This window comes from Floridaenema flaviceps BLCC-F50, assembly GCF_041929275.2.
Taxonomy (GTDB): domain Bacteria; phylum Cyanobacteriota; class Cyanobacteriia; order Cyanobacteriales; family Aerosakkonemataceae; genus Floridanema; species Floridanema flaviceps.
Genome location: NZ_JBHFNR020000001.1, coordinates 1,262,962 through 1,286,755, shown reverse-complemented (window position 1 = coordinate 1,286,755; position 23,794 = coordinate 1,262,962). Strand labels below are relative to the sequence as shown.

At 42.4% G+C, this 23,794-nt stretch carries 20 protein-coding genes, 1 tRNA gene and 2 pseudogenes; 12 read left to right on the top strand and 11 right to left on the bottom strand.

Going from position 1 to position 23,794, the window contains the following annotated elements:
* Positions 1-175 precede the first annotated feature (175 nt).
* Both ACE1CI_RS06180 and ACE1CI_RS06175 read right to left on the bottom strand, forming a co-directional pair.
* Positions 176-322: pseudogene (locus tag ACE1CI_RS06180) on the bottom strand (site-specific integrase); the annotation flags it as partial.
* 266 nt (positions 323-588) lie between these two features.
* Positions 589-660: transfer RNA gene (locus ACE1CI_RS06175), tRNA-Gly, on the bottom strand.
* Between the two features lie 234 nt (positions 661-894).
* Between ACE1CI_RS06175 and ACE1CI_RS06170 the strand changes: the two genes are divergently transcribed.
* From ACE1CI_RS06170 to ACE1CI_RS06155, 4 genes are all read left to right on the top strand, one after another.
* Positions 895-1,767 carry an Npun_R2479 family HD domain-containing metalloprotein gene (locus ACE1CI_RS06170; RefSeq protein WP_413263737.1) on the top strand — a complete coding sequence of 291 codons (873 nt, stop codon included), beginning with the start codon at positions 895-897 and terminating at the stop codon, positions 1,765-1,767.
* A 3-nt stretch (positions 1,768-1,770) separates the two neighbouring features.
* Entirely contained in the window at positions 1,771-2,886 is a 1,116-nt protein-coding gene (locus ACE1CI_RS06165; protein WP_413263736.1) for an ABC transporter permease, read from the top strand.
* 61 nt (positions 2,887-2,947) lie between these two features.
* Entirely contained in the window at positions 2,948-4,258 is a 1,311-nt protein-coding gene (locus tag ACE1CI_RS06160) for a pentapeptide repeat-containing protein (RefSeq protein WP_413263735.1), read from the top strand.
* 181 nt (positions 4,259-4,439) lie between these two features.
* The gene (locus ACE1CI_RS06155) at positions 4,440-6,107 is read left to right on the top strand and encodes a substrate-binding domain-containing protein (protein ID WP_413263734.1); all 1,668 of its coding nucleotides are present in this window, start codon (positions 4,440-4,442) and stop codon (positions 6,105-6,107) included.
* A 237-nt stretch (positions 6,108-6,344) separates the two neighbouring features.
* Here the strand turns inward: ACE1CI_RS06155 and ACE1CI_RS06150 are convergent, their stop codons facing one another.
* The 3 genes from ACE1CI_RS06150 to ACE1CI_RS06140 all read right to left on the bottom strand — a co-directional run bounded on the left by ACE1CI_RS06150 (position 6,345) and on the right by ACE1CI_RS06140 (position 8,036).
* On the bottom strand, positions 6,345-6,566 hold the full coding sequence (locus ACE1CI_RS06150) for a type II toxin-antitoxin system HicA family toxin (RefSeq protein ID WP_413263733.1): 222 nt from the start codon (positions 6,564-6,566) through the stop codon (positions 6,345-6,347).
* Positions 6,563-6,769 carry a type II toxin-antitoxin system HicB family antitoxin gene (locus tag ACE1CI_RS06145; protein WP_413263732.1) on the bottom strand — a complete coding sequence of 69 codons (207 nt, stop codon included), beginning with the start codon at positions 6,767-6,769 and terminating at the stop codon, positions 6,563-6,565. Before ACE1CI_RS06145 ends, ACE1CI_RS06150 begins: the two co-directional genes overlap by 4 nt.
* Positions 6,770-6,851: 82 nt before the next feature.
* Positions 6,852-8,036 carry a homospermidine biosynthesis protein gene (locus tag ACE1CI_RS06140; RefSeq protein WP_496615272.1) on the bottom strand — a complete coding sequence of 395 codons (1,185 nt, stop codon included), beginning with the start codon at positions 8,034-8,036 and terminating at the stop codon, positions 6,852-6,854.
* Between the two features lie 219 nt (positions 8,037-8,255).
* Here ACE1CI_RS06140 and cobO point away from each other — a divergent pair, with 219 nt between their 5' ends.
* Positions 8,256-8,921 (top strand): cob(I)yrinic acid a,c-diamide adenosyltransferase, encoded by a 666-nt coding sequence (gene cobO, locus ACE1CI_RS06135; protein WP_413263730.1) that lies wholly within the window; start codon positions 8,256-8,258, stop codon positions 8,919-8,921.
* Between the two features lie 21 nt (positions 8,922-8,942).
* On the opposite strand, the gene ACE1CI_RS06130 is transcribed toward cobO, so the two are convergent.
* Positions 8,943-9,530 carry a hypothetical protein gene (locus ACE1CI_RS06130; protein ID WP_413263729.1) on the bottom strand — a complete coding sequence of 196 codons (588 nt, stop codon included), beginning with the start codon at positions 9,528-9,530 and terminating at the stop codon, positions 8,943-8,945.
* Between the two features lie 355 nt (positions 9,531-9,885).
* On the opposite strand from ACE1CI_RS06130, the gene ACE1CI_RS06125 reads away from it, so the two are divergent.
* Both ACE1CI_RS06125 and ACE1CI_RS06120 read left to right on the top strand, forming a co-directional pair.
* The gene (locus tag ACE1CI_RS06125; protein ID WP_496615271.1) at positions 9,886-10,230 is read left to right on the top strand and encodes a hypothetical protein; all 345 of its coding nucleotides are present in this window, start codon (positions 9,886-9,888) and stop codon (positions 10,228-10,230) included.
* Positions 10,220-10,564 carry a type II toxin-antitoxin system PemK/MazF family toxin gene (locus tag ACE1CI_RS06120; protein ID WP_413262346.1) on the top strand — a complete coding sequence of 115 codons (345 nt, stop codon included), beginning with the start codon at positions 10,220-10,222 and terminating at the stop codon, positions 10,562-10,564. The genes ACE1CI_RS06125 and ACE1CI_RS06120 overlap by 11 nt, the downstream gene beginning before the upstream one ends.
* 351 nt (positions 10,565-10,915) lie before the next feature.
* Here ACE1CI_RS06120 and ACE1CI_RS06115 read toward each other — a convergent pair whose 3' ends face one another.
* Positions 10,916-11,068, bottom strand: coding sequence for a hypothetical protein (locus ACE1CI_RS06115; RefSeq protein ID WP_496615270.1), 153 nt, complete (start codon positions 11,066-11,068; stop codon positions 10,916-10,918).
* A gap of 27 nt (positions 11,069-11,095) precedes the next feature.
* Here ACE1CI_RS06115 and ACE1CI_RS06110 point away from each other — a divergent pair, with 27 nt between their 5' ends.
* The 5 genes from ACE1CI_RS06110 to ACE1CI_RS06090 all read left to right on the top strand — a co-directional run bounded on the left by ACE1CI_RS06110 (position 11,096) and on the right by ACE1CI_RS06090 (position 17,350).
* Positions 11,096-11,353, top strand: coding sequence for a hypothetical protein (locus ACE1CI_RS06110; protein WP_413262347.1), 258 nt, complete (start codon positions 11,096-11,098; stop codon positions 11,351-11,353).
* Entirely contained in the window at positions 11,350-11,757 is a 408-nt protein-coding gene (gene vapC / locus ACE1CI_RS06105; RefSeq protein WP_413262348.1) for a type II toxin-antitoxin system tRNA(fMet)-specific endonuclease VapC, read from the top strand. The genes ACE1CI_RS06110 and vapC overlap by 4 nt, the downstream gene beginning before the upstream one ends.
* Before the next feature lie 198 nt (positions 11,758-11,955).
* Positions 11,956-12,162 (top strand): hypothetical protein, encoded by a 207-nt coding sequence (locus ACE1CI_RS06100; RefSeq protein ID WP_496615269.1) that lies wholly within the window; start codon positions 11,956-11,958, stop codon positions 12,160-12,162.
* Between the two features lie 499 nt (positions 12,163-12,661).
* Positions 12,662-12,985 carry a hypothetical protein gene (locus tag ACE1CI_RS06095; protein WP_413268221.1) on the top strand — a complete coding sequence of 108 codons (324 nt, stop codon included), beginning with the start codon at positions 12,662-12,664 and terminating at the stop codon, positions 12,983-12,985.
* 24 nt (positions 12,986-13,009) lie between these two features.
* Positions 13,010-17,350 (top strand): zinc-ribbon domain-containing protein, encoded by a 4,341-nt coding sequence (locus ACE1CI_RS06090; protein WP_496615268.1) that lies wholly within the window; start codon positions 13,010-13,012, stop codon positions 17,348-17,350.
* A gap of 435 nt (positions 17,351-17,785) precedes the next feature.
* Here the strand turns inward: ACE1CI_RS06090 and ACE1CI_RS06085 are convergent, their stop codons facing one another.
* From ACE1CI_RS06085 to ACE1CI_RS06070, 4 genes and pseudogenes are all read right to left on the bottom strand, one after another.
* Positions 17,786-18,769 (bottom strand): RNA polymerase sigma factor, RpoD/SigA family, encoded by a 984-nt coding sequence (locus tag ACE1CI_RS06085; RefSeq protein ID WP_413268219.1) that lies wholly within the window; start codon positions 18,767-18,769, stop codon positions 17,786-17,788.
* 809 nt (positions 18,770-19,578) lie between these two features.
* Positions 19,579-21,315, bottom strand: coding sequence for a helicase HerA domain-containing protein (locus ACE1CI_RS06080; protein ID WP_413268218.1), 1,737 nt, complete (start codon positions 21,313-21,315; stop codon positions 19,579-19,581).
* A 189-nt stretch (positions 21,316-21,504) separates the two neighbouring features.
* Positions 21,505-22,080: pseudogene (locus ACE1CI_RS06075) on the bottom strand (glutathione S-transferase family protein); the annotation flags it as partial.
* A gap of 86 nt (positions 22,081-22,166) precedes the next feature.
* On the bottom strand, positions 22,167-23,669 hold the full coding sequence (locus ACE1CI_RS06070) for a group II intron reverse transcriptase/maturase (RefSeq protein ID WP_413268216.1): 1,503 nt from the start codon (positions 23,667-23,669) through the stop codon (positions 22,167-22,169).
* Positions 23,670-23,794: the final 125 nt, after the last annotated feature.

Genomic DNA, 23,794 nt, shown 5'->3' with positions numbered 1-23,794 from the left:
TTATGTTAAGTAATGTAAAGCAAGGTTCCATCAAGTTCCCTCTGTCTAGAGAGGGTAAAAAGAATTGCCAACTATAAATCAAATTTCCCCCTACAGACAGGTTATCAGTTGCAATTAAAGTAGCTGGTTGCCATTAGAACTCATATTTTCCATTGGCATATCCCTTCAACTTGGATTAAAATTCGGGAACGAATAACTCTCGTTTGTTACCTGCATAGTGGCGATAGATAATTTCTGGGGAAATACCTACCAACCGAGCTACATCTTTGGCATCTAGTTTGCCTGTTTCCAGAGCATGAGTAATAAAGGTATGACGGGCCTCTTGCCTCCAAATGAAAACCTTAACTGTAACGATCCATGTGAATTTATAACCTGGACAGTACTCTTAAAAGCCTTTGCATGATTGGATTCTGAGCGCATGGTGTTTTGCTTCCTTATGAGAAATTTCTGTACACCAACTGTACACCCACAATCTCCTAATATCACCCCATCTTTAGCCAATATTTAGAACAAAGGTACTATTAAATAGGAAACGACAAATAGCTTAAAACCCTTGTATTGCTTAATTTTCAACTGTTTTAGCTTCTAAGCGGGTGATGGGACTCGAACCCACGACATCGAGCTTGGGAAGCTAGCGTTCTACCACTGAACTACACCCGCAGAGTGATTTTTATAGAATAGCATTTTCTTTGGCGATCGAGGGAGTCTCAGCCATCTACCCACAGAGCAGTAAAAGAGCTAACTTTGATCTAAGCTAGGTTGCGTTACTATATTATTCAACCCATAAATATCCCTGTCTTACGGGCTAGATTTCAAATGAAACTATTTAGCAACTCAACCGGAATTAACAACAAATACTTGTACATCAATACTTAGAACAAGCGGGAAACTATAATGTTCAATGCCACACAAATTCTAATTGACACCTTCGTAGAACAACTGCGAGAAGGATACCACCGCACCTACGGAGGTTTGAAGCATGACTACGAAGATATTATCGGCTGGGCTGGTAGCATGGCACTAGAAAATATTGCCAACAGCGATGCCCTTTATCATAACGTAGAACATACAATTTTAGTTACTTTGGTCGGTCAAGAAATTTTACGTGGTAAACATATCCGGGAAGGTGGAGTTTCCAGTGAAGATTGGTTGCACTACATCATTTCTTTGCTATGCCACGATATTGGTTATGTTAAAGGAGTTTGCCGTCAAGACAAAGAAGAAGAAGGACTTTATGCCACTGGTAAAGATGGCAAAATGGTAAAATTACCTCCAGGTGCTTCCGATGCCAGCCTCACACCTTATCATGTCGATCGAGGAAAATTGTTTATCTCCGAGCGCTTTGGCGGACATAAATTAATAGACGCAGAAATAATTAAACGTAGCATTGAACTGACTCGTTTTCCTGTACCTTCAGTAGAAGATCATCAGGATACAGTCAATTATGCAGGTTTAGTCAGAGCAGCTGATTTAATTGGGCAACTTAGCGATCCTCGCTATCTGAAAAAAATTACTTCTCTCTACTATGAATTTGAAGAAACAGGAGTGAATAAAGCCCTCAATTATCGTCATCCGGGAGACTTGCGGCGCAACTATTCTAAGTTTTACTGGAATGGAGTTTTTCCTTTCATCAAAGATGCTCTCCGTTATCTACAATTAACACAGCAAGGTAAGCAAATAATTGCTAATTTATACTCCAATGTGTTTGTAGTCGAACATGAAAAGGCAGAAGAAGATAGAAGACAATTAGTAGAAGAGATGAATTAGACTATGAATTGGTGGCAAAAATTACAAAGTAACTTTCTGGCAAAGTGTGGCGCACTGTTGCTGTTATTATTCTATTTGTCAGTAATAGCAGCAGATTTTGTTGCGCCTTACGATCCTTATGCTTCTCAGCCTAATGGATCGCTACTACCACCGACAGAAATTTATTTAAGAACTCCTCAAGGAGAGTTTATTGGGCCCCACGTTTATCCGACAACTCAAGGGCCAGTGGAATTGGCAACAGGCGATCGCAAACTCACAGTAGACTGGAAAAAACCCTCGCCATTACGTCTATTTGTGCGCGGTTCCACCTATAACTTATTTCGCCTAACTCTGCCTTTACCACCACCAAGAGATGAAATCGTAATCTTTCCGGGAATTCCTTTAAATTGGCATTTATTTGGCACAACTGGAGAAGGCAAATTTAACCTTTTGGGCACCGATGAACAAGGACGCGATCAATTTAGCCGCTTGCTTTATGGTGGCAGAATTAGCCTCAGTATCGGTTTAATCGGAATTGCGATTTCCTTTCCTTTGGGAATGTTAGTTGGCGGTATTTCCGGTTACTTTGGCGGTTGGGTAGATAGCATTTTGATGCGTGTAGTAGAAGTTTTAATGACTATTCCTAGTCTTTATTTGTTAGTTGCCCTCGCCGCAGTATTACCACCAGGTTTAACTAGTTCCCAACGATTTTTACTAATTGTTGTGATTACCTCATTCGTTAGTTGGTCTGGTTTAGCTAGAGTAATTCGCGGACAAGTGTTATCACTTAAAGAACGAGAATTTGTCCAAGCTGCTAAAACAATGGGCGGTAATCCTATTTATATTATCATTCGTCATGTCTTGCCCCAAACCGCAACTTACGTAATAATTTCAGCTACTTTAGCAGTTCCAGGTTTTATTGTGGCTGAATCTATTTTGAGTTTGATTGGTTTAGGAATTCAGCAACCAGATCCTTCTTGGGGAAATATGTTAACCTTGGCAACAAATGCTTCTATTCTAGTGCTGCAACCTTGGCTAATTTGGCCGCCAGCGTTACTAATTGTGTTAACAGTTTTGGCTTTTAACTTGTTAGGAGATGGGTTGCGCGATGCTTTAGATCCTCGAACGCAACAACGATAAAAATGTTGATGATTACTGACGATCGTCAAGAGAAAATCGAAAAGATAAAATCTAAAATCGCATGAGTAAACAGCCTGATTCTTTTGACAACAAATCAGTTTCTAATTCACCAGTAGATAGCCCTAATGGTAATACTCACAGTCAAGTTACTCAAGTTGATAAGACGCATACGCAAGCAGATTCATTGTTGTATAGACCTTACACAGATCTAAGACGTTTGACATCAGAAAAAAAACCAAGTTGGACTCCTCCACCAACCTCAGTATTAGTAGTGATTATGATGGCGATCGCACTAATGCTCGCCGGATTAATTATTAACAACTTCTGGCTGGGAATCTCCGGGTCAATAGTCGCTTTGCTATTATCAATTCGGGTATTGTGGAAGCCTTTAAACAACTGGTTGAATCAATTCCTACCCCAGCAAGAAAGAATTGTATTATTTGTGGGAGTCTGTTGCATACTAGCGATCGCCGGATTACTAAATTACCTGGGAGTTTATCGCTACATTGGCGCTTGGTTTAAGACAATTAACTGGGAAGCTTCCGGTGCATTAGCAGAATGGAGTGGTGCATTAGGACAAATTTCGATCGCCGTTCTCGCCGTTTACGTCGCATGGCAACAATACGTCATCTCCCGCGACTTAACATTAGAACAAAACCGTCTCACCAACCAACAAAACTTAATCACCCAACAACAAACAATAGACGCTTACTTTCAAGGAGTTTCTGATTTAGCATTAGGAGAAGAAGGCTTATTAGAAGATTGGCCTCAAGAAAGAATCTTCGCCGAAGGTCGCACTGCTGCTCTACTTAGTAGTATAGATGGTGCAGGTAAAGCCAAAGTCCTCCGGTTTTTATCTAGGTCGAGGTTACTTACCCCACTCCGCCGAGATCAACATTTAGGTCGTCCTATTTTAGATGGGATGGGTGGTTATGAAGAAGACCGCGAAAATGGACTGCGGGTAATCGACTTAGGAGTAATCTTAGCAGGAGCAGACCTTTCCGGTACAGACCTGCGTTGGACAGACTTAAGTGATGCTAATTTAGTTAGAGCTAATCTTATTAGTTGCGATTTAGTTCATGCAAATTTCAGCCGGACAATTTTATTTGAAGCTAATCTTTCCGGTGCAGATTTGAAAGGAACTAAGTTTTTTTATGGGAAATTAGAAACAGCTTCTCCTCGCAGTCGCAGTTTAATTCCTAACTTTATAACAGGCGAGTATACTGGGGCGGTAGTAGAAAATGCAGACTTTACCAATGTGCAAAGATTATCAGAAGAACAACGTTACTATTGCTGCGCTTGGGGAGGAGAAAAAACTAGAGCTACTATTCCCGGTGGATGTGAAAATATTCCCAATTTATTAGGGCGTTAGACTCAGAGCTTAATGATTACGGGCGATCGCATAGTCATCCATGAATTACATTTGCTCAAGAAGAATGATATTATTGCGGCAAACTTAAAAGTTCTCAAAGGTTAAAGAAGTGGTAATGTGGTCAAAAATCCTAATTAACACAGATAAATTCGGTTCTCTGGAAAAAAGAGAGGGATTTAGTATGTTTAACTACAAAAATATCCCAATTCAGATTTCTGGACTATTGTTTACTTTAACAGTTGCTGCCGCAGTTCCGACAGTTTCAGGTGCGATCGCTCCAGCTTTTGCCCAATCTTCCAATAACACAAAGGATTTTCCACTACCTGATTCAGCTTTACCTAAGTCACTACCCGAAGACAAAAAAGTGACAATCTATGGTTCTAGCAGCATGGCAGTTCCTAATCAAGCTCTCAAAAAACGCTTGCAAGCAAAGTACCCTGACTCACAGGTGGAACTGGCAACAACGACCACAACTGACGCATTGCGGGCATTGCGAGCAGATAAAATCGACCTAGCAGCTGTGGGACGACCCTTAAGTGAGAAAGAAAAAGGCCAGGATTTAGTTTTTGTACCCGTAAAACGAGAGAAAATAGCCATTATTGTGGGGGCTAACAATCGCTTCATAAAAAATCTCACCTTTGAGCAATTTGCGAAGATATTTCGCGGACAAATTACTGATTGGTCGCAGGTGGGAGGGCCGAAAGGGAAAATTCGCTTTGTCGATCGCCCAGCCTATAGCGATACAAGATTAGCATTGAGCAAATACGATATCTTCAAGAAAGCTGCCTTTAAAACCGGGAGAACTGCAACTCAGGTATCTAGCGATAATACAGCCACAGTGGTAAGAAATCTGGGTAAGGATGGGATTAGTTATGCGATCGCCGATCAAGTGATTAACTTGAAAAGTGTTCGGATAGTGCCCATGCACAAAGTCCTGCCTACTGACCCCCGTTATCCCTACTCTCAAGTTCGTGGTTATGTTTACAAAGAAAGAGCGCCTTTCGTTCTCGTACCACCTGCTCAACCTGCGATCGACCCCGTAGCACCTGTGACACCAACCGATCCAACCACAGAAGAAGGTTTCCCTTGGTGGTTACTCCTATTGTTGCTCATTCCTATTGTGGGCGGGTTGCTGTGGTTGCTCCTCAAAGGTTCTAAAAATAAGCCAGCAACTCCAGTTCCACCAGTTCCACCAGTTCCACCAACTCCTCCAACTCCTCCAACTCCTCCAGTAACTTCATTAGATCCAGTAACTCCAGTTCCACCAGTTCCACCAGTTCCACCAGTTCCACCAACTCCTCCAACTCCTCCAACTCCTCCAGTAACTTCATTAGATCCAGTAACTCCAGTTCCACCAGCTCCACCACCAGTTCCAGTTCCACCAGTTCCTCCGGTAATTCCAGTAATTCCAGTAATTCCAGTACTTCCAGAAAGTGGCGAACTAATAGTTGATGCAACTTGGGGTAATGACGCAAATGAAATGCAGAATCTACCCAGCTACAGTAATAAATCTGACAAAGCAATTACCTTAAAAATAGAAACTAAGGGTACTTGGAATTATGGAGCACCCGATCCAAACCATAAGTTTGATTTGCAAGTAGATGGTGATGGTAATGAGCAGATGGCAGAGAAAGAATGGCAAGAGAACGATCTGCGGTTCCCAAACTTAAAACCAGCAGCCTTAGTAGCGCTGAAAAATGGTGAAGTGGTTACTACTGGCAAAGGGCCTTATGAAGTTACCCTTCAACCCCATGAAACCCTCTCATTTGTTATTAACGATCAACCAGGTTTCTACAAGGATAATAATGGTAAAATCAATGTTAAGTGGTCGGTGGTAAACAACAATTAATTAACTCAAATTGCTACTTTAGGATTTACGCTCACCTCCAGGTTTCTTAAGGTAATTGCTTTATTTCAACTTGAGGAATTTGGAACCCCTAAGAGCGCAAGTAACGCAAAGAGATGAGTCGCAAAGAGAGAGCTTGTCTTAGAAGGGAGATTTTCTAAGACAAGCTGTTTTCTTAATCCAAATTTGCGATTAAATTCAGCGGATTGACGATTCAATTACTCAATAAATAGTCTAAAATTACAATAGCCCAATAAATTCGTCTACGCTCAATCCAGCATCGCGAATAATTGCTCGAAGTGTTCCTTTAGCGATTTCTTGATGATCTGGTACAACAATCTGAGCAAAAGGTTCGTCCCGATATAAAGAAATGTGACTACCCTTTTGGCGCAAAAAGTAGAATCCTACTTTTTCTAAGGCTTTAACACATTCTCTACCAGAAATGCGGGGTAATCTACTCATACTGCCACCAAGATCATATCAGAGCGATCGTCTGGCACGGGCTGACCTTTTTCCTGCAACACTTCAATATAAAGTTCGATCGCTTCTTTAATATTGGCAATTGCCTCTTGTTTGGTTTTTCCCTGACTGTTGCAACCAGGTAAGCTAGGACATTCAGCTATCCAGTAACCATCTTCATCAGAGTAAATAAGTACTTGTCGCATATTTTCAAATGAAAATCTATGATGAATTAATCAGTAGTTAGTTGCCGAGCAGAAAATCCAACTAACTACTATTAATTATGTACTAAGGCATTAATCTACCAGTAGGATAAGTTGCTGGTTCTTGTTCAGGAGTCGCAGTAGCCATAGTTGTTGGTACTTCTTCAGGTGAATTAGTTTTGACTTTTTTGTAATCAGTAATTAGTCTTTCCATCATTGCACCTCGACGATCGTACAATCGTTTTAATGGTCGAGGTTCGCATTGACTGATCGCGTAAGCAGCGATGATGGGAACTGCGATCGTACTATCGGTATAACAAACAATTGTGTCGGGTAATTCTTCAGGATCGACCTTTCCCCAACTAACAGCTTCCGCCGGAGTTGCACCAGACAAACCACCAGTATCAGGACGTGCATCAGTAATTTGCACAAAGAAATCATGACCCCGTTCTTCTAAACCTAAAACCTCATGTAATTGGGGTTGAGTTTGTAATAGGAAATTCTTCGGACTACCGCCACCAATAATTACCGCAGCGCTTTTACCTTCAGTTTGAGAATTACCAAATTCACGGGCACAATAGGCGATCGCCGCCGTTTCATTCACATCTATAGCCGGATCGATCACCAGTTGAGAACCTTCCAAAACCATCGCCGCCACATTCATCCCAATTGAACTATCCCCAGGCGAAGAAGTATAGATCGGAACACCACACTCATAAGCAGTAGCCAACAAACAAGAATCTTTCACACCAACTTGCTTTTCCACTTCCCGCACATACTTACCCAAAAGATAGTGAAACTCAGCCGTTCCCATCCGCTTTTGGAAAGGTTCAGCTTGCAAAACCTTCCTTACAAAAGCATCAGTTTCCAACAAAACATCGTAGCCAAAAGTAATATCATAGATGCGAATTGTCCCTTCCTCGCGCAACTTCACATCATCTAAAAACGGACTACTAGAGTACAAATCAAAACCCAAACCAAAGTGAATATCGTGATAAAGATTAGCACCAGTACTAATCATCCAATCAATAAAACCATTGCGAATTAAAGGTGACAAAGCCGCCACCCCCATTCCCGCAGGAGTCATCGCCCCAGAAAGACTAACCCCCACAGTTACCCCCTCCTGCAACACCTCCCGACTCAGTAATTGACAAATTTCCCGCAACCGAGCAGAGTTATAAGCAGTAAAGTAATTATCGATCAGATCGACTACACTAATATCTTTTGGAATTGGTGCAGGTGTAATTTTCCGACCACGCTTTTGCGACATTTTGGCACTCCTAAACAATAAATACTAAATTCGCCAATATTAATGCTACCTATATTTGCTCAACTTCCCTCATAACCTTAAGATAACCAACCTCTTCTCTTTTTCTCTCTTTCTTTCCTTCGCGTCCTTTGCGTCCTTCGCGGTTCAATAAAAAAACCTCTCGCGCCAAACAAATAATACTGCTATACAATTTGAAAGGTTCTCCAACAAACAAACCTAATGGAACTAAACAACGCACCAGACTTAACAGCTGAACGCTTAAACGAAGAAGCAACCTCATCATCTTTAAGCGAAGAACAATACAAACGTAAAATGGAAAGGCGCAAAGAAGTTCAAGAACAACGCCTCGCCGATCGCAACCTAGAAAAAGGATTAATAATAGTTCATACTGGCAATGGTAAAGGAAAAACCACTGCTGCTTTAGGCATGGTAATGCGATCGCTTGGTCATGGTTATCGAGTGGCGATCGTACAATTTATTAAAGGAGCTTGGGAACCCGCAGAAAAAGCGGTCTTGAGTCACTGGCCCGATCTGCTACAATTTCATGCAATGGGCGAAGGTTTCACCTGGGAGACTCAAGACCGCCAAAGAGATATTCAAAAAGCCGAACAAGCATGGGAAAAAGCCTTAACTTTTATCCGTAACCCCGAATTTAAATTAATCTTACTCGATGAAATAAACGTAGCTCTAAAATTAGGCTATTTAAAAGTAGAAAACATTCTCGCCGGACTAACAGAAAAACCGGAAAATTCTCACGTTATTCTCACTGGTAGAGGCGCACCCCAAGCATTAATCGACAAAGCTGATTTAGTTACCGAAATGACACTAATTAAGCATCCATTTCGGGAACAAGGAGTCAAAGCGCAACCAGGAATTGAATTTTAAATTTACCGAGATTCAGCAGATTTATCTTCCCCAAACTTGTTCCTGAATATCAGCTTTACACATCCCTAAAATCCGTTTGTCATTATCGCTCACGTTAGCAATTTGGCGATAATCTTGCAATTTTACTGAGTAGGGAACTGAAACTTGGTCAATACCTCGATAATCACCTACAGTGGCTACCCTAGCACTAGGCTGTTTTTCTGGAGGAGTCGAGTCAGCAGTTTCCATCATCGGATCGATCATCGTCACATTTAAGCGCTGTGCCTGAAGCGTGCCATGAAAACAGTTGAACTCGGAACGTGGCATATAAACTGCGCCAATCACCCGTCCATTACGTACCTCGAACACTACATACTCTTTGCCAATTTCTTCAGGCTTTGCAGACTGACCATAGAGATATACGCCATTAGTTAGATTTGTTGACGCAGCAGTGCTAGTTCTCGTTTGGGCTACTTGCGTTCTGGCTGTCGTTGGTGTATCCTTCTTTGGCATAGCGTTAACTTCACCAGTACTAAAACCCGTCATCAGCATTAAGGCAGCCAAAGAAACTTCTAGACCTTTGAATTTTTTACCTAATTGTAAAGAAGTATGAATAGTATGTTTAATCATGGTTATTGCCCCTGATGAACTTATTTTGCTTGTGAATTCGCCAATATGGGACTGACACAGCACCTATTACAGGTAGCTTTTGGAAATTCAATCTGCGTAAATCCTGATAATTCCAATTTAAGGGAAAGTACAGACTTTACACTTCACTCTACTGGTTGATTGCTCATATCCCAGTGGAGGGTCTTGACTTTACTACTATTTGTTATCTAACGAAATAGCAGCACGGCATCTCCAATATAGGGATTCACCGAGAGGAAAAAAGATTTCTGATTTTTTTACAAAACTTTACAAAAATAGTCAGAAAGTAAAAATGGCTTTGGTTTTGGGGACTGGGGACTAGGGACTAGGGATTGGGATGAAAAGCGATCGCTTTTTACCTTGGAGTGAAAATGAGCGTTGGCGTAGCCTGGGTGTAGCGTGTATCAACTTTGACTCTGCCTCTCTCAAACACTCAATTTTCTGTTATCTTGATATTATTAACAAAGCGAAAACGATGCAAAGCAAGAACATGGAAAACAAAGCTTTGACACAAGCAAATAATCAAGAAAAAGTTGCTCCAACAGTTGAGACAACTAAAAAAGAATTACTAATCGACAATTTGGGATGGTCGGAAGAAGAGACTAAAGAAACTTACTATCGATTGCTAAATTTCAAAGAAGATTGGGAAGCACCAGGAATGGAAGCTTACGATGAGTTATAAGCGTGGTGATGTTATCCTGGTACGTTTTCCTAATTCGGATTTTAAGACTTTCAAGAAGCGTCCAGTTTTGGTAGTTCAAGCTGATGATTTGGAAACAGGACTGCGCCAAAGACTTGTGGCATCTATTACCTCTAATTTGAATAGAACAGGAGCGACGCGAGTCTTAATTTTGAAAGATAGTTCTGAAGGTCAACAAATGGGATTAGCGTCAGATTCGGTAGTGGTAGCTGATAATTTGGCTACGGTTTTGGATCGGGAAGTAGATAGAGTAATTGGTACTTGTCCAGTGATGGATCAAGTAGATGCTGCTTTAAAGATAGCTTTGGGATTGTGAAAATTGATCGGCGATCGCACTCCCAAAATTAGCTAAAGTTGAGAGGGAGCGATCGCTTTTTACCTGAGAGTGATTAGAGCGATCGCACTTTTCTAATTAGTTGAATTCCAGAGAGAGCGATCGTACTCCCAAAATTAGCTAAAGTTGAGAAGGAGCGATCGCTTTTTACCTGAGAGTGAAAATGAGCGATCGCACTTTTCTAATTAGTTAAATTCCAGAAAGAGCGATCGCACTCCCAAAATTAGCTAAAGTTGAGAAGGAGCGATCGCTTTTTGCCTGAGAGTGATTAGAGCGATCGCACTTCTCTAATTAGTTAAATTCCAGACAGAGCGATCGCACTCCCAAAATTAGCTAAAGTTGAGAAGGAGCGATCGCTTTTTGCCTGAGAGTGAAAATGAGCGATCGCACTTTTCTAATTAGTTGAATTCCAGAGAGAGCGATCGCACTCCCAAAATTAGCTAAAGTTGAGAAGGTTCGATACGCGCAGGCTACGTCAACGTACACCTAAAATTAACTTAGGAGGTAAAAATAATGGAACATAAAATTTTAGTACATTCCCATGTTGGCTCAGACGGCATATTGCAACTACAAGTCCCAACAGAATTTAAAGATACTGATTTAAAAGTTACGATAACTATTCAATCTGCCACTCCACCACAAAAGAAAACACCAGAAGAATTAGGTTGGACTCCAGGTTTTTTTGAGAGGACAGCAGGTGCTTGGGAAGGTGAACCTCTCAAACGTGGTGAGCAAGGGGAATTTGAAGAGCGTTTGTGGGAGTTGCTATGATTTACCTTTTGGATACTAATACCTGCATCCAATATATTACTCGTCGTAATTCTTCTATTGTTAACAAATTAACTACAGTAGCGCGTGAAGATGTGGTTTTATGCGATGTTGTGAAAGCAGAACTCTATTATGGTGCTTACAAAAGCTCTCGGCAAGAAAGTAATTTGGCATTATTTAGAGAGTTTTTCAGTGAGTTTGTTAGTCTACCGTTTGATGGGAATGCAGCAGTAATTTTTGGACGCATTCGATCGCAGTTAGAAGCATTAGGAACTCCGATCGGTCCTTACGACCTTCAAATTGCCTCAATCGCACTCGCCAATAATTTAATTTTGGTGACTCACAATACAAGTGAATTTAGTAGAGTTGAAGGGTTACAAATTGAAGATTGGGAATTGACGGAGTGAAAAGGCGATACGCGCTACGCGCACACTTCGTGAACGCATTCCCAAAATTAGCTAAAGTTGAGAAGGAGCGATCGCTTTTTGCCTTTGAATTAAAATGAGCGTTGGCGTAGCCTGGGTGTAGCGCGTATCAACTCTAACCCTGCCTCTCTCAAACACTCAATTTTCTGTTATCTTGATATTATTAACAAAGCGAAAACGATGCAAAGCAAGAACATGGAAAACAAAGCTTTGACACAAGCAAATAATCAAGAAAAAGTTGCTCCAACAGTTGAGACAACTAAAAAAGAATTACTAATCGACAATTTGGGATGGTCGGAAGAAGAGACTAAAGAAACTTACTATCGATTGCTAAATTTCAAAGAAGATTGGGAAGCACCAGGAATGGAAGCTTACGATGAGTTATAAGCGTGGTGATGTTATCCTGGTACGTTTTCCTAATTCGGATTTTAAGGCTTTTAAAAAGCGTCCGGCTTTGGTTATTCAAGCTCGCACTCCAAAAACTAGCTAAAGTTGAGAAGGAGCGATCGCTTTTTACCTGAGAGTGATTAGAGCGATCACACTTTTCTAATTAGTTAAATTCCAGACAGAGCGATCGCACTCCCAAAATTAGCCAAAGTTGAGAAGGAGCGATCGCTTTTTACCTTCGAGTGAAAAAGAGCGCTACGCGCTACGAGCACACTTCGTGAACGCACTCCCAAAATTAGCTAAAGTTGAGAAGGAGCGATCGCTTTTTGCCTTCGAGTGATTAGAGCGATCGCACTTTTCTAATTAGTTGAATTTCAGGGAGAGCGATCGCTTTTTGGGTTGGAATGAAAATGAGCTATTAAATATCTGGTTTTCTAATTTACAAGTTTTGGCTGTGCTAAATTTAAAGATGTAACCTTTCAAAACTTCAGAATTTAACATGATTGAAAAAGATTGGAAAGTAACTGATCTTATAAGATGGGCAAAAGCTTCTGGGAATAATTCGGAATCGGTTATTGATGATTATGTCATGCTAATCGACGAAGAAGAGATAGACGGTCATCTTTGGGCTTTCACCCAACAAGAATGGGAAAAATATAAACCCATTGATAAGAGAGTACCTAAATTAGAACTATTATCTGCACAAACGGAAACTTCAGATATTACTTGGGCTTACAACCTCAAAACAAAAAAGTGGGACTATATGAAAAATTACCCACCAGAAGGTATTGTCATTATAGCTTGTGAAAAAATAGGTAACTAGAAAAAAGCTTGGCTGATATATTTGATGAAAGACTTGCTATCAATTAGTTATCCCTATCTAGCAGCAGAATGGCATCCAACCAAGAATGGTACGCTTACCCCAGATCAAGTAACAGTGGGTTCGAGTAGAAAAGTTTGGTGGCAATGTCCTAAAGGTTCTGATCATGAGTGGGATGCTTCTATTGTGAGGCGAACCAAGGGACAAGGATGCCCTTGTTGTGCTGGTCGAAAACCTTCTATAACTAACTCTTTAGCAAGCCTCTATCCTGACATAGCTAAACAATGGCATCCAATCAAAAATGGTACGCTTACCCCAGACCAAGTAGTAGCAGGATCAGAAAAAAAAGTTTGGTGGAAATGTCCCAAGGGCTCAGATCACGAGTGGGATGCTTTACTTTCTAATAGAACCAAAAATGGATCGGGATGTCCATATTGTGCTGGGCAAAAGCCTTCTGTAACTAACTCTTTAAAAAGTCTTTATCCTGAGATTGCTAAACAATGGCATCCAACAAAGAATGGGAAACTCACTCCAGATCAAGTTCCAGCAGGATCAGAAAAAAAAGTTTGGTGGAAGTGTACTAAAGGCCCAGACCATGAGTGGAATACTTTAATTTGTAATAGAACCAAACAGGACTCAGAATGCCCATATTGTGCTGGGCGAAAACCCTCAGTTACGAACTGTTTAGCAAGTCTTTACCCGGAACTTGCAGCACAGTGGCATCCTAAAAATAACGGCGATATTACGCCAGACAAAGTAGTAGCAGGATCGCATAACCAAACCTGGTGGAAGTGTCCCAAAGGCTCCGATCACGAATGGAAAGCCAGAATTGACCATAGAACTCACGACGGTTCAGGTTGTCCTTTTTGTGCTGGTCAAAAGCCTTCCATCACTAATTGTCTTTCTAATCTTTATCCTGAAATTGCTCAAGAGTGGCATCCAGTAAAAAACGGCAAACTCACTCCAGATCAAGTTCCAGCAGGTTCGCACAAAAAAGCTTGGTGGCAATGCTCTAAAGATCCCAATCACGTATGGAACGCTTCTATTGTTCAGAGAGTAAAGGGAAGTGGATGCTCTTATTGCTCTAGGCATCAGGTTTCTGATCTAAACTCATTATCAAAGTTACGTCCTGATCTTGCCGAGCAATGGCATCCAACTAGAAATAATTATTTAACTCCCGATCAGGTTTCCGTATGTTCAAATATGAGCGTATGGTGGCAATGTTCCAAATTTCCCGATCACGAGTGGGAAACTCAAATTGCTAATAGAACACAGGGAAAAGGCTGTCCCTTTTGTTCTGGGAAAAAGTTATTGATTACTAAATCTCTACTAAGTCTTCACCCAAATTTAGCAAAAGATTGGCATTCAACAAAAAACGGTGAACTTACCCCAGATCAAGTTTCTCCGGGTTCACATACTGAGGTTTGGTGGAAATGCTCTAATGGTCATGAGTGGAGAGCAGTGATTAAAAGTAGAGTAGCAGGTAGAGGATGCCCTGTTTGTAATAAAGGGTGGACAGTGAAAGCAATCCAGGGATTTGTTAGCTCATTACTCAATCATCTTTCAACTTTCACCCCAGCAGAACTCTACCTACTCTTTCAACAAAGTGGACTACTTCAAAGCAAAGCCAAAGGAAAAGGTTTTGTAAAAGCCCTGGCTACGGGACGGTTTCCAATAGAAGAAATTGACAAATTCGTTAATGGTGAACCATCAATAGTCGATCGCTTCCTGCAAGATCAAGACCTAACACTCGAAGCACTCGAAACCAACAACAATAACCACAACCCAGAAACCCAAAAACCAACCACAGAAGACCAAATCGACGAAACAATAGACCCAACCGACGAACAAGACGACCTAAACCTTCCCATCGTCCAAACAAAAGAAGTCCTCAAATCCTTAGATCATCACATCGTATCCACAGCCGATGCAGAAGCCGTCGAATTTCTCATCGCCTCCGCAAAAGCCAAAATTTGGAAACACACCTTTCACGAAGAAACCACAGCCATAACTCAAGCCCAAGCATACACAGGCGACAGCTACGCCGATCGAGTCAAAAGCGAATTTCTAGACGAATATCACCGCGCCAAAAACCTCCAAATTCCCACAGAATACACCTTCCAAATAAACGGCAAACTAGCAGAACCAAACCTGATGCAACGACTCATAGCCGTTCGAGTCCGCGACAACAAACGAGTCGGAAATTGGTCAGGAACAGGTGCAGGCAAAACCCTCTCCGCAGTCCTCGCCAGTCGGGTAATCAACGCCCAACTCACCCTAATCTGTTGCCCCAACAGCGTCGTCGAAGGTTGGAAAAACGCCATCCTCGACATATTCCCAGAAAGCCAAATCGCCACCAAAACCTTCACACCCAACTGGCAAAACAGATCCCCCCTAGCCCCCCTTAACAAGGGGGGAACTCCAACCACTCCCCCTAATACAACTCAACCCAACCAAGAAAAAACTCTAACGACTCCCCCCTTAGTAAGGGGGGTTGGGGGGGATCATCCCCCTAATACAACTCAACCCAACCAGGAAAAAACTCTAACCACTCCCCCCTTAGTAAGGGGGGTTGGGGGGGATCTTCCCCCTAATACAACTCAACCCAACCAAGAAAAAACTCTAACGACTCCCCCCTTAGTAAGGGGGGTTGGGGGGGATCATCCCCGCTACCTCATCCTCAACTACGAAAAATTCCAACAACCCGAATCCCCCGACTGGGTGCGTACCCTCATCAACAGCGAACAAATCGACTTCATCGTAATCGACGAAATTCACTACACCAAACAGCGTCAACTTGAGGATATGTCCCGACGCAAAGAACTGATCGGTGCCCTCATCACCAGCGCCAACGAACAAAACCCCAACTTGCACGTTATCGGAATGTCCGCCACCCCAGTCATCAACAACCTACAAGAAGGGAAAAGTTTAGTGGAAATGGTGACAGGAGTCGCCCACAACGAACTCGACATCCGCCCCACAATACCCAACTGCATGAAACTGCACCAGCAACTCGTCACCCTTGGCATTCGCTGGATGCCAGAATATAACCTGGAATACGAACAAATCGAAATCCCAGTTGACTGCGGCGACTACATCGATCGAATTCGCGCCCTTGGTAAAAACGGCACTCCACTAGAATTAGAAAAAATCCTCACCCACGCCCGTTTACCCGTAATTCGCCAACAAATCCAACCAAAAACCCTGATTTACACCCATTACATCCAAGGAATCGACAGCTTACTCAAAAACGCCCTAGAAGCAGATGGTTGGCGAGTCGGTTTCTACACAGGCGAAGATAAATCCGGTTTACCAGGATTTCTCAAAGGCAAAATTGACGTACTCATCGGTTCCAGCGCCATTGGTACAGGAGTAGATGGTTTACAGCACGTCTGCAACCAGCTAATTATCAACGTCCTACCCTGGACTCATGCCGAATTTGAACAACTCAAAGGACGCATCTACCGCCAAGGACAAGTCAGCGATCGAGTAAAATTAGTCATTCCCTTGACTTTCGCCACAGTTAACGGTGAACATTGGTCATGGTGCGAATCTAAAATGCAGCGCCTTCGCTTCAAAAAATCGATCGCAGATGCAGCCGTTGACGGCGTAGTTCCCGAAGGACATTTACGCACCCCCGCCCAAGCCTACCAAGATGTGATAACTTGGCTAGAACGCCTCGAATCTGGCGAACTGCAAATCATCACCCGCCCGAAAATCATTATCCCAATTCCAGACACCGACCCAGCAGATGTGCAGCGAAGATTGCGGCGTTACGGCGACTTCTCCCAAATGAACCGCCTCTGGAATCAAACTCACAGCGCCAAAACTCACCAACGCCTGCAAGAAAATCCCGAAGAATGGGCACAATATCACACATTATATCAAGAATCTCGCCAAGATTGGGCGATCGTTCCCTACGAAGAAATGATTCGTTGGTGTCAACAAGAAAGCGGTTTCGTTATCGGTGATTTTGGTTGTGGAGAAGCCAAACTTGCCGAAGCAATTTCTGACAGACATACAGTTTACAGCTTCGATCATATCGCCATTAATAATAATGTAATTGCCTGCGATATGTCTCACGTTCCCCTCAATGATGAAGAACTTGGTGTGGCGATTTTCTCCCTTTCTTTGATGGGTTCAAACTTCACCGACTACCTACGAGAAGCACGTCGTACACTTAAACTCGATGGTCAGTTGCATATTATCGAAGCAACTTCCAGATTTGGTAATAAGGATCAATTCTGCGCTGATTTAGAAGCTTTAGGATTTGCCATTATTAGGGTTGAAGATATGTGGAAATTTACCCATATTACGGCTAGGAAAACTTACCGAAAACCGCAAGCTGGAGTGGAATTGAAGTTTTAGGGAAAATGCGATCGCCCAGTCGCCCATAAGCCCAATTAGTACGACACCCTTACAGCCCGCCTGCGAATCAATTCGCAGGCTAATAGCTCAAGTCCACTTAAGTGGACTGAAAGCAAATGAATTATAAATATTTATATCAAATCTAGGTTAGTTACCCCCTATATCTTCTCTCTCTTTCCTTTGCCCTCTGTATCTAGAGTGGTTGATTATCAAAGGGGTAATTCTCTTTAGAGGATTAAGAATAGGATTGTTATGCTTTCAGTCCATTTTAATGGACTTGAGCTATTAGCCTGCGAATTGATTCGCAGGCGGGCTAAAAGCACAGGTGCAAGATCTCCGTAAAACAAGAGAACCGCAAAAATTAAGGAACAGGTAGCAAATACACTACCTGTCCCTCAATTTTTGCCTATGAAACTAAGTAACTAACTCTTTTCCTTAACTGGCGAGATATTCGCGGACGTTAGCACGGTGACGGCGTAGGTGATCTAAAGCTTGACGTTCTAGCTGTCTTACTCTTTCCCGGCTGAGGTTGAGTTGTTCACCAACTTTCGCTAAAGATAGAGCATTTCCATCAGCTAATCCAAAACGCAGGCTTAAAACTTGCCGTTGTTGGGGTGTTAGTTCTGCCAAGAGTTCTTCGAGGTCTTGACGCAGAGACTCTTGGGTGATGAAGTTTTCTGGAGATGGGCCATCATCTTCCAAAAGGTCGGAAAGTTCGGTATCTTGGTTATCGCCAACGCGCACATCTAAAGAAATTGGCTGACGTGCGATCGTCAAATATTCACGAATCTGGCTGGTGTCGAGTTCCAGAGATGCGGCAATTTCTGCGGGAGTGGCGCTGCGACCAAGTTGTTGGGAAAGTTCCCGTTGCACTTTCTTGATCTTATTCAGTTTTTCGGTGATGTGGATGGGAAGACGAATGGCGCGTCCTTGTTGGGCGATCGCTCTCGTAATCGCTTGTCTGATCCACCAATAAGCATAAGTAGAAAACTTATAACCGCGCATGGGGTCAAACTTTTCCACACCTCTTTCTAAACCTAGAGTACCTTCTTGGATCAAATCCAAAAACTCTAAGTTCCGCTTTTGGTATTTTTTCGCGATCGCAACGACCAAGCGCAAGTTAGCTTCAATCATCTTTTGCTTGGCTCTCTGTCCCCGCCGAATCGCATCAGAAACCTCTGCTTCACTCATTTGGACATGATCTGCCCATTCCTTGCGAGAAGGTTCCCGTTTTAAACTGGTCGCCAAGGCTTCCTTCGCTTCCAGCAGGGTCATCATTTGTTGTACTTGCTTACCATAGACGATTTCTTGTTCGCGGGTGAGCAAAGGTACACGCCCAATCTCACGGAGATAGGTACGAACCATATCGGCTGTGAATTTGGGGTTGGCATTGGTTTTTTCGTTCTTTACAGTGGGCATGGGTGCTTATGAACTCTCTTAGACAAACAATGAACTGGTGGCTGGGGATGGAGCGGAAGCGGAACCAGGAAACTTGCTTAACAAAAGCTTAGTCTGATGGTTAAAAAAACTGCATCTTGCCATAGATGTAAGGGTTATTATCTTTTCTCTCAATACCAGAGAATTAGAATCAGGCTATCTGGGATAACTAATTTTTTAATTTTTAGCTTTGACCCAGCTATGTTCTCCCATACATTTGGCAAATAAAGAGGTAAGCTGTTTATTAGGGGTTTACTTGATGCCTCAACTCCTGGATTTTGGGGAGCGGGTAAGGATAGTAATTTGGTTGGAACAAGAAATACATCATGAAACCTGCTCCTGTAGACTCTAGGTTATAAATTTTTTCAACTTGAACTCGTTATAGAACCGCTCTAGCCTAGCTTTGATGTAAGTTTAGACAGCGATCGGGGACTTTTGGTTCATCCTTACGTTTAATATTCCCCAATTTTCCTCAAAAGTTTCGTTGTAAAGATAATCATTGCTTTATGCCTCTTCAATTAATTTAGGCATTCTCTTTAGTGCTCTATATATAAGGATGCCTTACTATTCTTGCCTAGAAAAGCTTTCGGCGTGTGGAATAACCGTACTTTTTTAGGCGAGATAAACGATCATAGCAAATTCGGAATGTTTTGTGTAGAGGTTTTTGGGGACTGGGGACTGGGGACTGGGGACTGGGGACAAGGGGACAAGGGGACAAGGGGACAAGGGGACAAGGGGACAAGGGGACAAAGAGAATTTTTATCTTCTGCCTTGGAGCCTTCTGCCTTTCTTTAAAAGCCTAAGTCTGCTTTAGCGGCTTCGGCGGCGGCGAAAACTGCTTCGTCTGACTCTTCTTCCCAGATGGTGTCGCCAATTTCTTGATAGAATTTTTCGTCGTAGGGACGAGTTCGCACGACTACTGGCATGGGGACGGCGTGACCTAAAATTAAGGCTTGTTGCTTGGAGTCTAGTTTAGCTAGGACCGATCGCAAACTCCCCGCCCCAGCAACTCCGGTAAAAATTGCATCAATATCTTTTTCGTCGTTGAGTAAGGCAGTGATGCGGGTGCCTATTTGGGACATAACTTCATTATCTATTCCCGATGGACGTTGATCCACTATTAATAGTGTAACAAAATATTTCCGCATTTCACGGGCGATAATCCCGAAAATTGTACTGCCGACAATTGCCGGATCGAGAAAACGATGAGCTTCTTCAATGGTAATTACTAATTGTTGGGGGCGATCGATCGGATTCTTAGTTTGCAGAAACATCTCCGCTTTGCGGACATACTCTTTATGTATTCTTCTGGTGATCATATTTGTCACCAACATATAAGAAAGCATATTCGACTGGGAACCAAATTCAATTACTACGTGCTGACCAGCTTCTAAACATTGCAAAATTCCATTAACATAATTTTTCGGACAAGTATTTCGCATATATTTTAGGCTTTCCAAACGCATTAATTTGCGCTGTAAAGCCATAATCGAACCTTTATGTCCTTTCTTTTCCTCGCAAAAAGTATTGATTTCTTCATTTGTCATATTTAACAATTGAATAATCCAAGATTTGCCGAATTCATTCTGCAAAATTGTCGCATTATCTAACGCCGCATCAGAAAGCCCTAAATCATTTGCGACTAATTTAATATCTTCTATTTCGATTTGGTCGTAACTTAAATATAATTCTTGAGCGTCCCGAACTCCTCGCCGTTTGGTTGATTGCGGATCGAGAGTAAACATTTGCACTTGTCCGGGAAATAGCTGACGCAAACCTTTAACCGTGCTGAAAGATTTGCCTTCCCGCACTGCTTCCCAACCATATTCCGAGTGCATATCAAAAATTAAATTGACTGCTGCTTGTCTGCGAATAATCCCCGATAATAACAATCTAGTTAAAAAAGATTTCCCTGTTCCCGACTTACCAAAAACGCCGTTACTGCGTTCAACAAATCTTTCTAAATCCAGACAAACTGGTACATCCATATCTAATGGTTGACCGATCGCAAAATTACACCTTTGCGGGTCATCTTCCCAGCCAAAAACAGTGCGAAAATCTCTTTCTTCTGCGTCGTAAACTTGGCTAAAGTGACTGGGAATTGTTTTGACTGGTCGTAATTCTATATCTTCACTGTTAGTATTTGGTTGAAATGATGCTAAATTTTTCACTGCTTCTGGTAAAGATTTGCGGGATTTACCGTTAAGAGGGAAAAAAGCTGGGGGATCGGGAATCGGGGTAAACATTAACATGGGAGTGAGTTCGATCTTGCCATAAGTGCTACTCCCAGCGAGAATTTCCCTTAATAAATCGTCGGCAAAATCGGGAGGATTAGCGATAATTCTGGGGCTAGAAGTGTCTAATGCCACATCGGTTAGCATACAGAAAAAACGCGATCGCACACCCTGCACCACCAAAAATTTCCCCACCCGCATATCTTCCACCGAAACATCCGGGTGCAGACGTACTTCTAAACCTTCACTCAGAGAACCTTGAATAACTGAACCTAACGGTTTGCCTAAAGTCATTGCTAATATTTATTAGTCAATTGTCATTGGTCATTGGCAAAATTTTACTTTTGTTTCATGGTATTTGACAATTAATTTTTGTCCTAATTCGCAAATACAAAGAAAGAACTAATAATCCTCAAAAAAATATAGGTACGTTGTTGCGCTTTAGCGCTATAGTTTAGCGAAGAGAGCGCAACAACGTACTTATTAATCTATTTGAATTGATGTTGGGCCAGAAGTGGGAGAACTGGTAGTAGTCAAAGGCTTACGATATTGGGCGTAAAGTTGATCTCGCCAGTTAAAGAATGCGTCAAAAGCTGGGCTATCAGCAATTTCAGGGACTCCTTTTCCTCTGAGATTAGGTGGAATATCTAAATAAGGGCCATCAGGGAATTTGACATACATACTCAAACCCGCTACAGCAAAGTCGGCTAAAGTTGGTTTATCTCCAACTAAATAAGGTTTATCCAAAACTAGTGTTGACAAGGATTGTAAAACTTGTTTCAGGTCATCCAAAGCTGATTTAATCACCTCTGGACTCAAACCCATGCCAAAACCTAAAACATTTAACAAGTCGCTGGGTACTGCTGCCACCAACTGTTTGAGAAAGTCTGGTGTTGTTGTCGGCAAAATTGAGGTGCGGAAGCTTTGATTTTGGCTCAAACCGCTAAATAATGCCATGCGACTTTTGAGCCCGATCGATTCATCGGCTAATTCTTCGAGCAGAAAACAAAGCGCTGATTGTTGGGGGTTGGTGGGAATAATTGGTCTTTCGGGGTACTTGGTTGAGTCGAGGGAGGGCATTACCCCTCGCCCCTCTCGCTTAGAACCGTGCGTGCGAGTTTCCCTGCACACGGTTCCCGACAATCTTATTTGCTCATGTGGATATAGTTGTGGCAGCCTTCATGAACAACCATCAGATTTTTATCTTTCCAGTTGTTATGATTCCCATCTATGTGGTGTAATTCCGCTTTTTCGTCTCCGATGAAACGTAATCCACAGTATCCACAAGTATGTTTTTGCTTTCTAAGCATCTTAGAGGTCGTACCGTCATACGTTTTGCTATTGCGTTCTGTCCAGTACGTGATATCTCCATCGAAAGGTGACTTATCTCCTCTGACATTTGCGAACTTATTTTCGTTGTAGGAGACAGCCGGAAATGCTTTATCTATCAGTTCTTTGACCTGATATCGGTTAAGCTTCCTTTCTTTGTTGAATACCGTCCAAGCTCTCTTGCTGATGTGCCATAAACTAAAGCGTGACCCATCTAACTTACAGAACTTGTGGTAGTTTCTCCATCCTCTGACAATAGGTGCAAGCTTTTGGGCTTTCACCTTTGCCCCATAATTCGAGTTATTGACGATTTTCTTGACTTTATCTCGGAACTTTTTGAAGTTCTCCACTGAGGGCTGACTCCGAAACTTTCCGTTCTTTTGCACTTTGAAGTGCCATCCTAAAAAGTCAAATCCATCTGTCGCTGCGGTTACTTTCGTCTTCTTTTCGCTAACCTTCATTCCTCTTTGAGCAAGGAACTGACCGATTTCCTCAAGTATCTTTTGAGCATCATCTGTTGGCTTCAGTATGTACACCATATCGTCGGCGTATCTTACTGATTGGTGGATTTTTTCGATACCGTTTAATGCGATGTTTGCTAGCAGTGGGCTAACTACTCCACCCTGCGGTGTTCCTTGTTCTGGGAACTCACTGTTTACTCCTGATTTCAGGCAACGGAAGATGCCGTTTCGGATGCCCAAGGGGGCAATGAGTCTTTTCATTATTGCGGTGTGGTTTATTCGGTCAAAGCATTTTTCGATATCGAGTTCGATGATGCGCTTCTGGAGTCCGTTCTTGTTGGAGCATAGATTTAGGTACAGGATTTTCTGGGCATCATGGGCTGCCCTACCTGGTCTAAATCCGTAACTCCTCTCATGGAATGTAGCCTCGTGTGCAGGTTCTATAGCGGATTTCACCAGGCATTGCCAAGCTCTATCGTCTATGGTAGGCACTTTTAACATTCGGATTGACCCATCTTTTTTTGGTATGGGAATTTGTCTCAACCGGGAGTGCTTCCAGGTGTTAACATTTGCTTTGAGCCTAGCGCTCAAATAATAGCGTTCCTGATGCGTCAGGGACGCTTTTCCATCAACACCGGGGGTTTTCTTCCCTGCATTAAGCTGTGTTACTTGACGGATTGCCAGTAATCTTGCTGCTCTAGACTTCAGAATTAGCTTCATTAGCGACTTAGCTTTACGCAGGTCATTCGCCCGAATAGCTTTGTAAACTCTCACTTGCAGGCGGAATAGGTTACGTCGAAATTGCTTCCAAGGTAACTTCTTCCAAAATTCACTAGCGCTAAGGCTGTGCCTAATCATGCTCTTGCTCCTGTAGTGTTTACTCTGATTGCCTTTCAGAAATTACTCTGAATCCTACCCGTGTCTAGGGGTTTCCGCATCTCGTCTTGCCTACCTGGGGTTCGACCTTTCCCAAGACCCTAGAC

Excerpts from the sequence above, each read along its gene's own strand:
- cobO (WP_413263730.1), top strand. The coding sequence starts at position 8,256 with ATGGAACTAAACAACGCACCAGACTTAACAGCTGAACGCTTAAACGAA.
- ACE1CI_RS06155 (WP_413263734.1), top strand. The coding sequence starts at position 4,440 with ATGTTTAACTACAAAAATATCCCAATTCAGATTTCTGGACTATTGTTT.
- ACE1CI_RS06145 (WP_413263732.1), bottom strand. The coding sequence starts at position 6,769 with ATGCGACAAGTACTTATTTACTCTGATGAAGATGGTTACTGGATAGCT.
- ACE1CI_RS06130 (WP_413263729.1), bottom strand. The coding sequence starts at position 9,530 with ATGATTAAACATACTATTCATACTTCTTTACAATTAGGTAAAAAATTC.
- ACE1CI_RS06100 (WP_496615269.1), top strand. The coding sequence starts at position 11,956 with ATGCAAAGCAAGAACATGGAAAACAAAGCTTTGACACAAGCAAATAAT.
- ACE1CI_RS06110 (WP_413262347.1), top strand. The coding sequence starts at position 11,096 with ATGGAACATAAAATTTTAGTACATTCCCATGTTGGCTCAGACGGCATA.
- ACE1CI_RS06150 (WP_413263733.1), bottom strand. The coding sequence starts at position 6,566 with ATGAGTAGATTACCCCGCATTTCTGGTAGAGAATGTGTTAAAGCCTTA.
- ACE1CI_RS06170 (WP_413263737.1), top strand. The coding sequence starts at position 895 with ATGTTCAATGCCACACAAATTCTAATTGACACCTTCGTAGAACAACTG.
- ACE1CI_RS06090 (WP_496615268.1), top strand. The coding sequence starts at position 13,010 with ATGAAAGACTTGCTATCAATTAGTTATCCCTATCTAGCAGCAGAATGG.
- ACE1CI_RS06160 (WP_413263735.1), top strand. The coding sequence starts at position 2,948 with ATGAGTAAACAGCCTGATTCTTTTGACAACAAATCAGTTTCTAATTCA.
- vapC (WP_413262348.1), top strand. The coding sequence starts at position 11,350 with ATGATTTACCTTTTGGATACTAATACCTGCATCCAATATATTACTCGT.
- ACE1CI_RS06095 (WP_413268221.1), top strand. The coding sequence starts at position 12,662 with ATGATTGAAAAAGATTGGAAAGTAACTGATCTTATAAGATGGGCAAAA.
- ACE1CI_RS06140 (WP_496615272.1), bottom strand. The coding sequence starts at position 8,036 with ATGTCGCAAAAGCGTGGTCGGAAAATTACACCTGCACCAATTCCAAAA.
- ACE1CI_RS06080 (WP_413268218.1), bottom strand. The coding sequence starts at position 21,315 with ATGACTTTAGGCAAACCGTTAGGTTCAGTTATTCAAGGTTCTCTGAGT.
- ACE1CI_RS06165 (WP_413263736.1), top strand. The coding sequence starts at position 1,771 with ATGAATTGGTGGCAAAAATTACAAAGTAACTTTCTGGCAAAGTGTGGC.
- ACE1CI_RS06085 (WP_413268219.1), bottom strand. The coding sequence starts at position 18,769 with ATGCCCACTGTAAAGAACGAAAAAACCAATGCCAACCCCAAATTCACA.
- ACE1CI_RS06125 (WP_496615271.1), top strand. The coding sequence starts at position 9,886 with ATGAAAAGCGATCGCTTTTTACCTTGGAGTGAAAATGAGCGTTGGCGT.
- ACE1CI_RS06070 (WP_413268216.1), bottom strand. The coding sequence starts at position 23,669 with ATGATTAGGCACAGCCTTAGCGCTAGTGAATTTTGGAAGAAGTTACCT.
- ACE1CI_RS06120 (WP_413262346.1), top strand. The coding sequence starts at position 10,220 with ATGAGTTATAAGCGTGGTGATGTTATCCTGGTACGTTTTCCTAATTCG.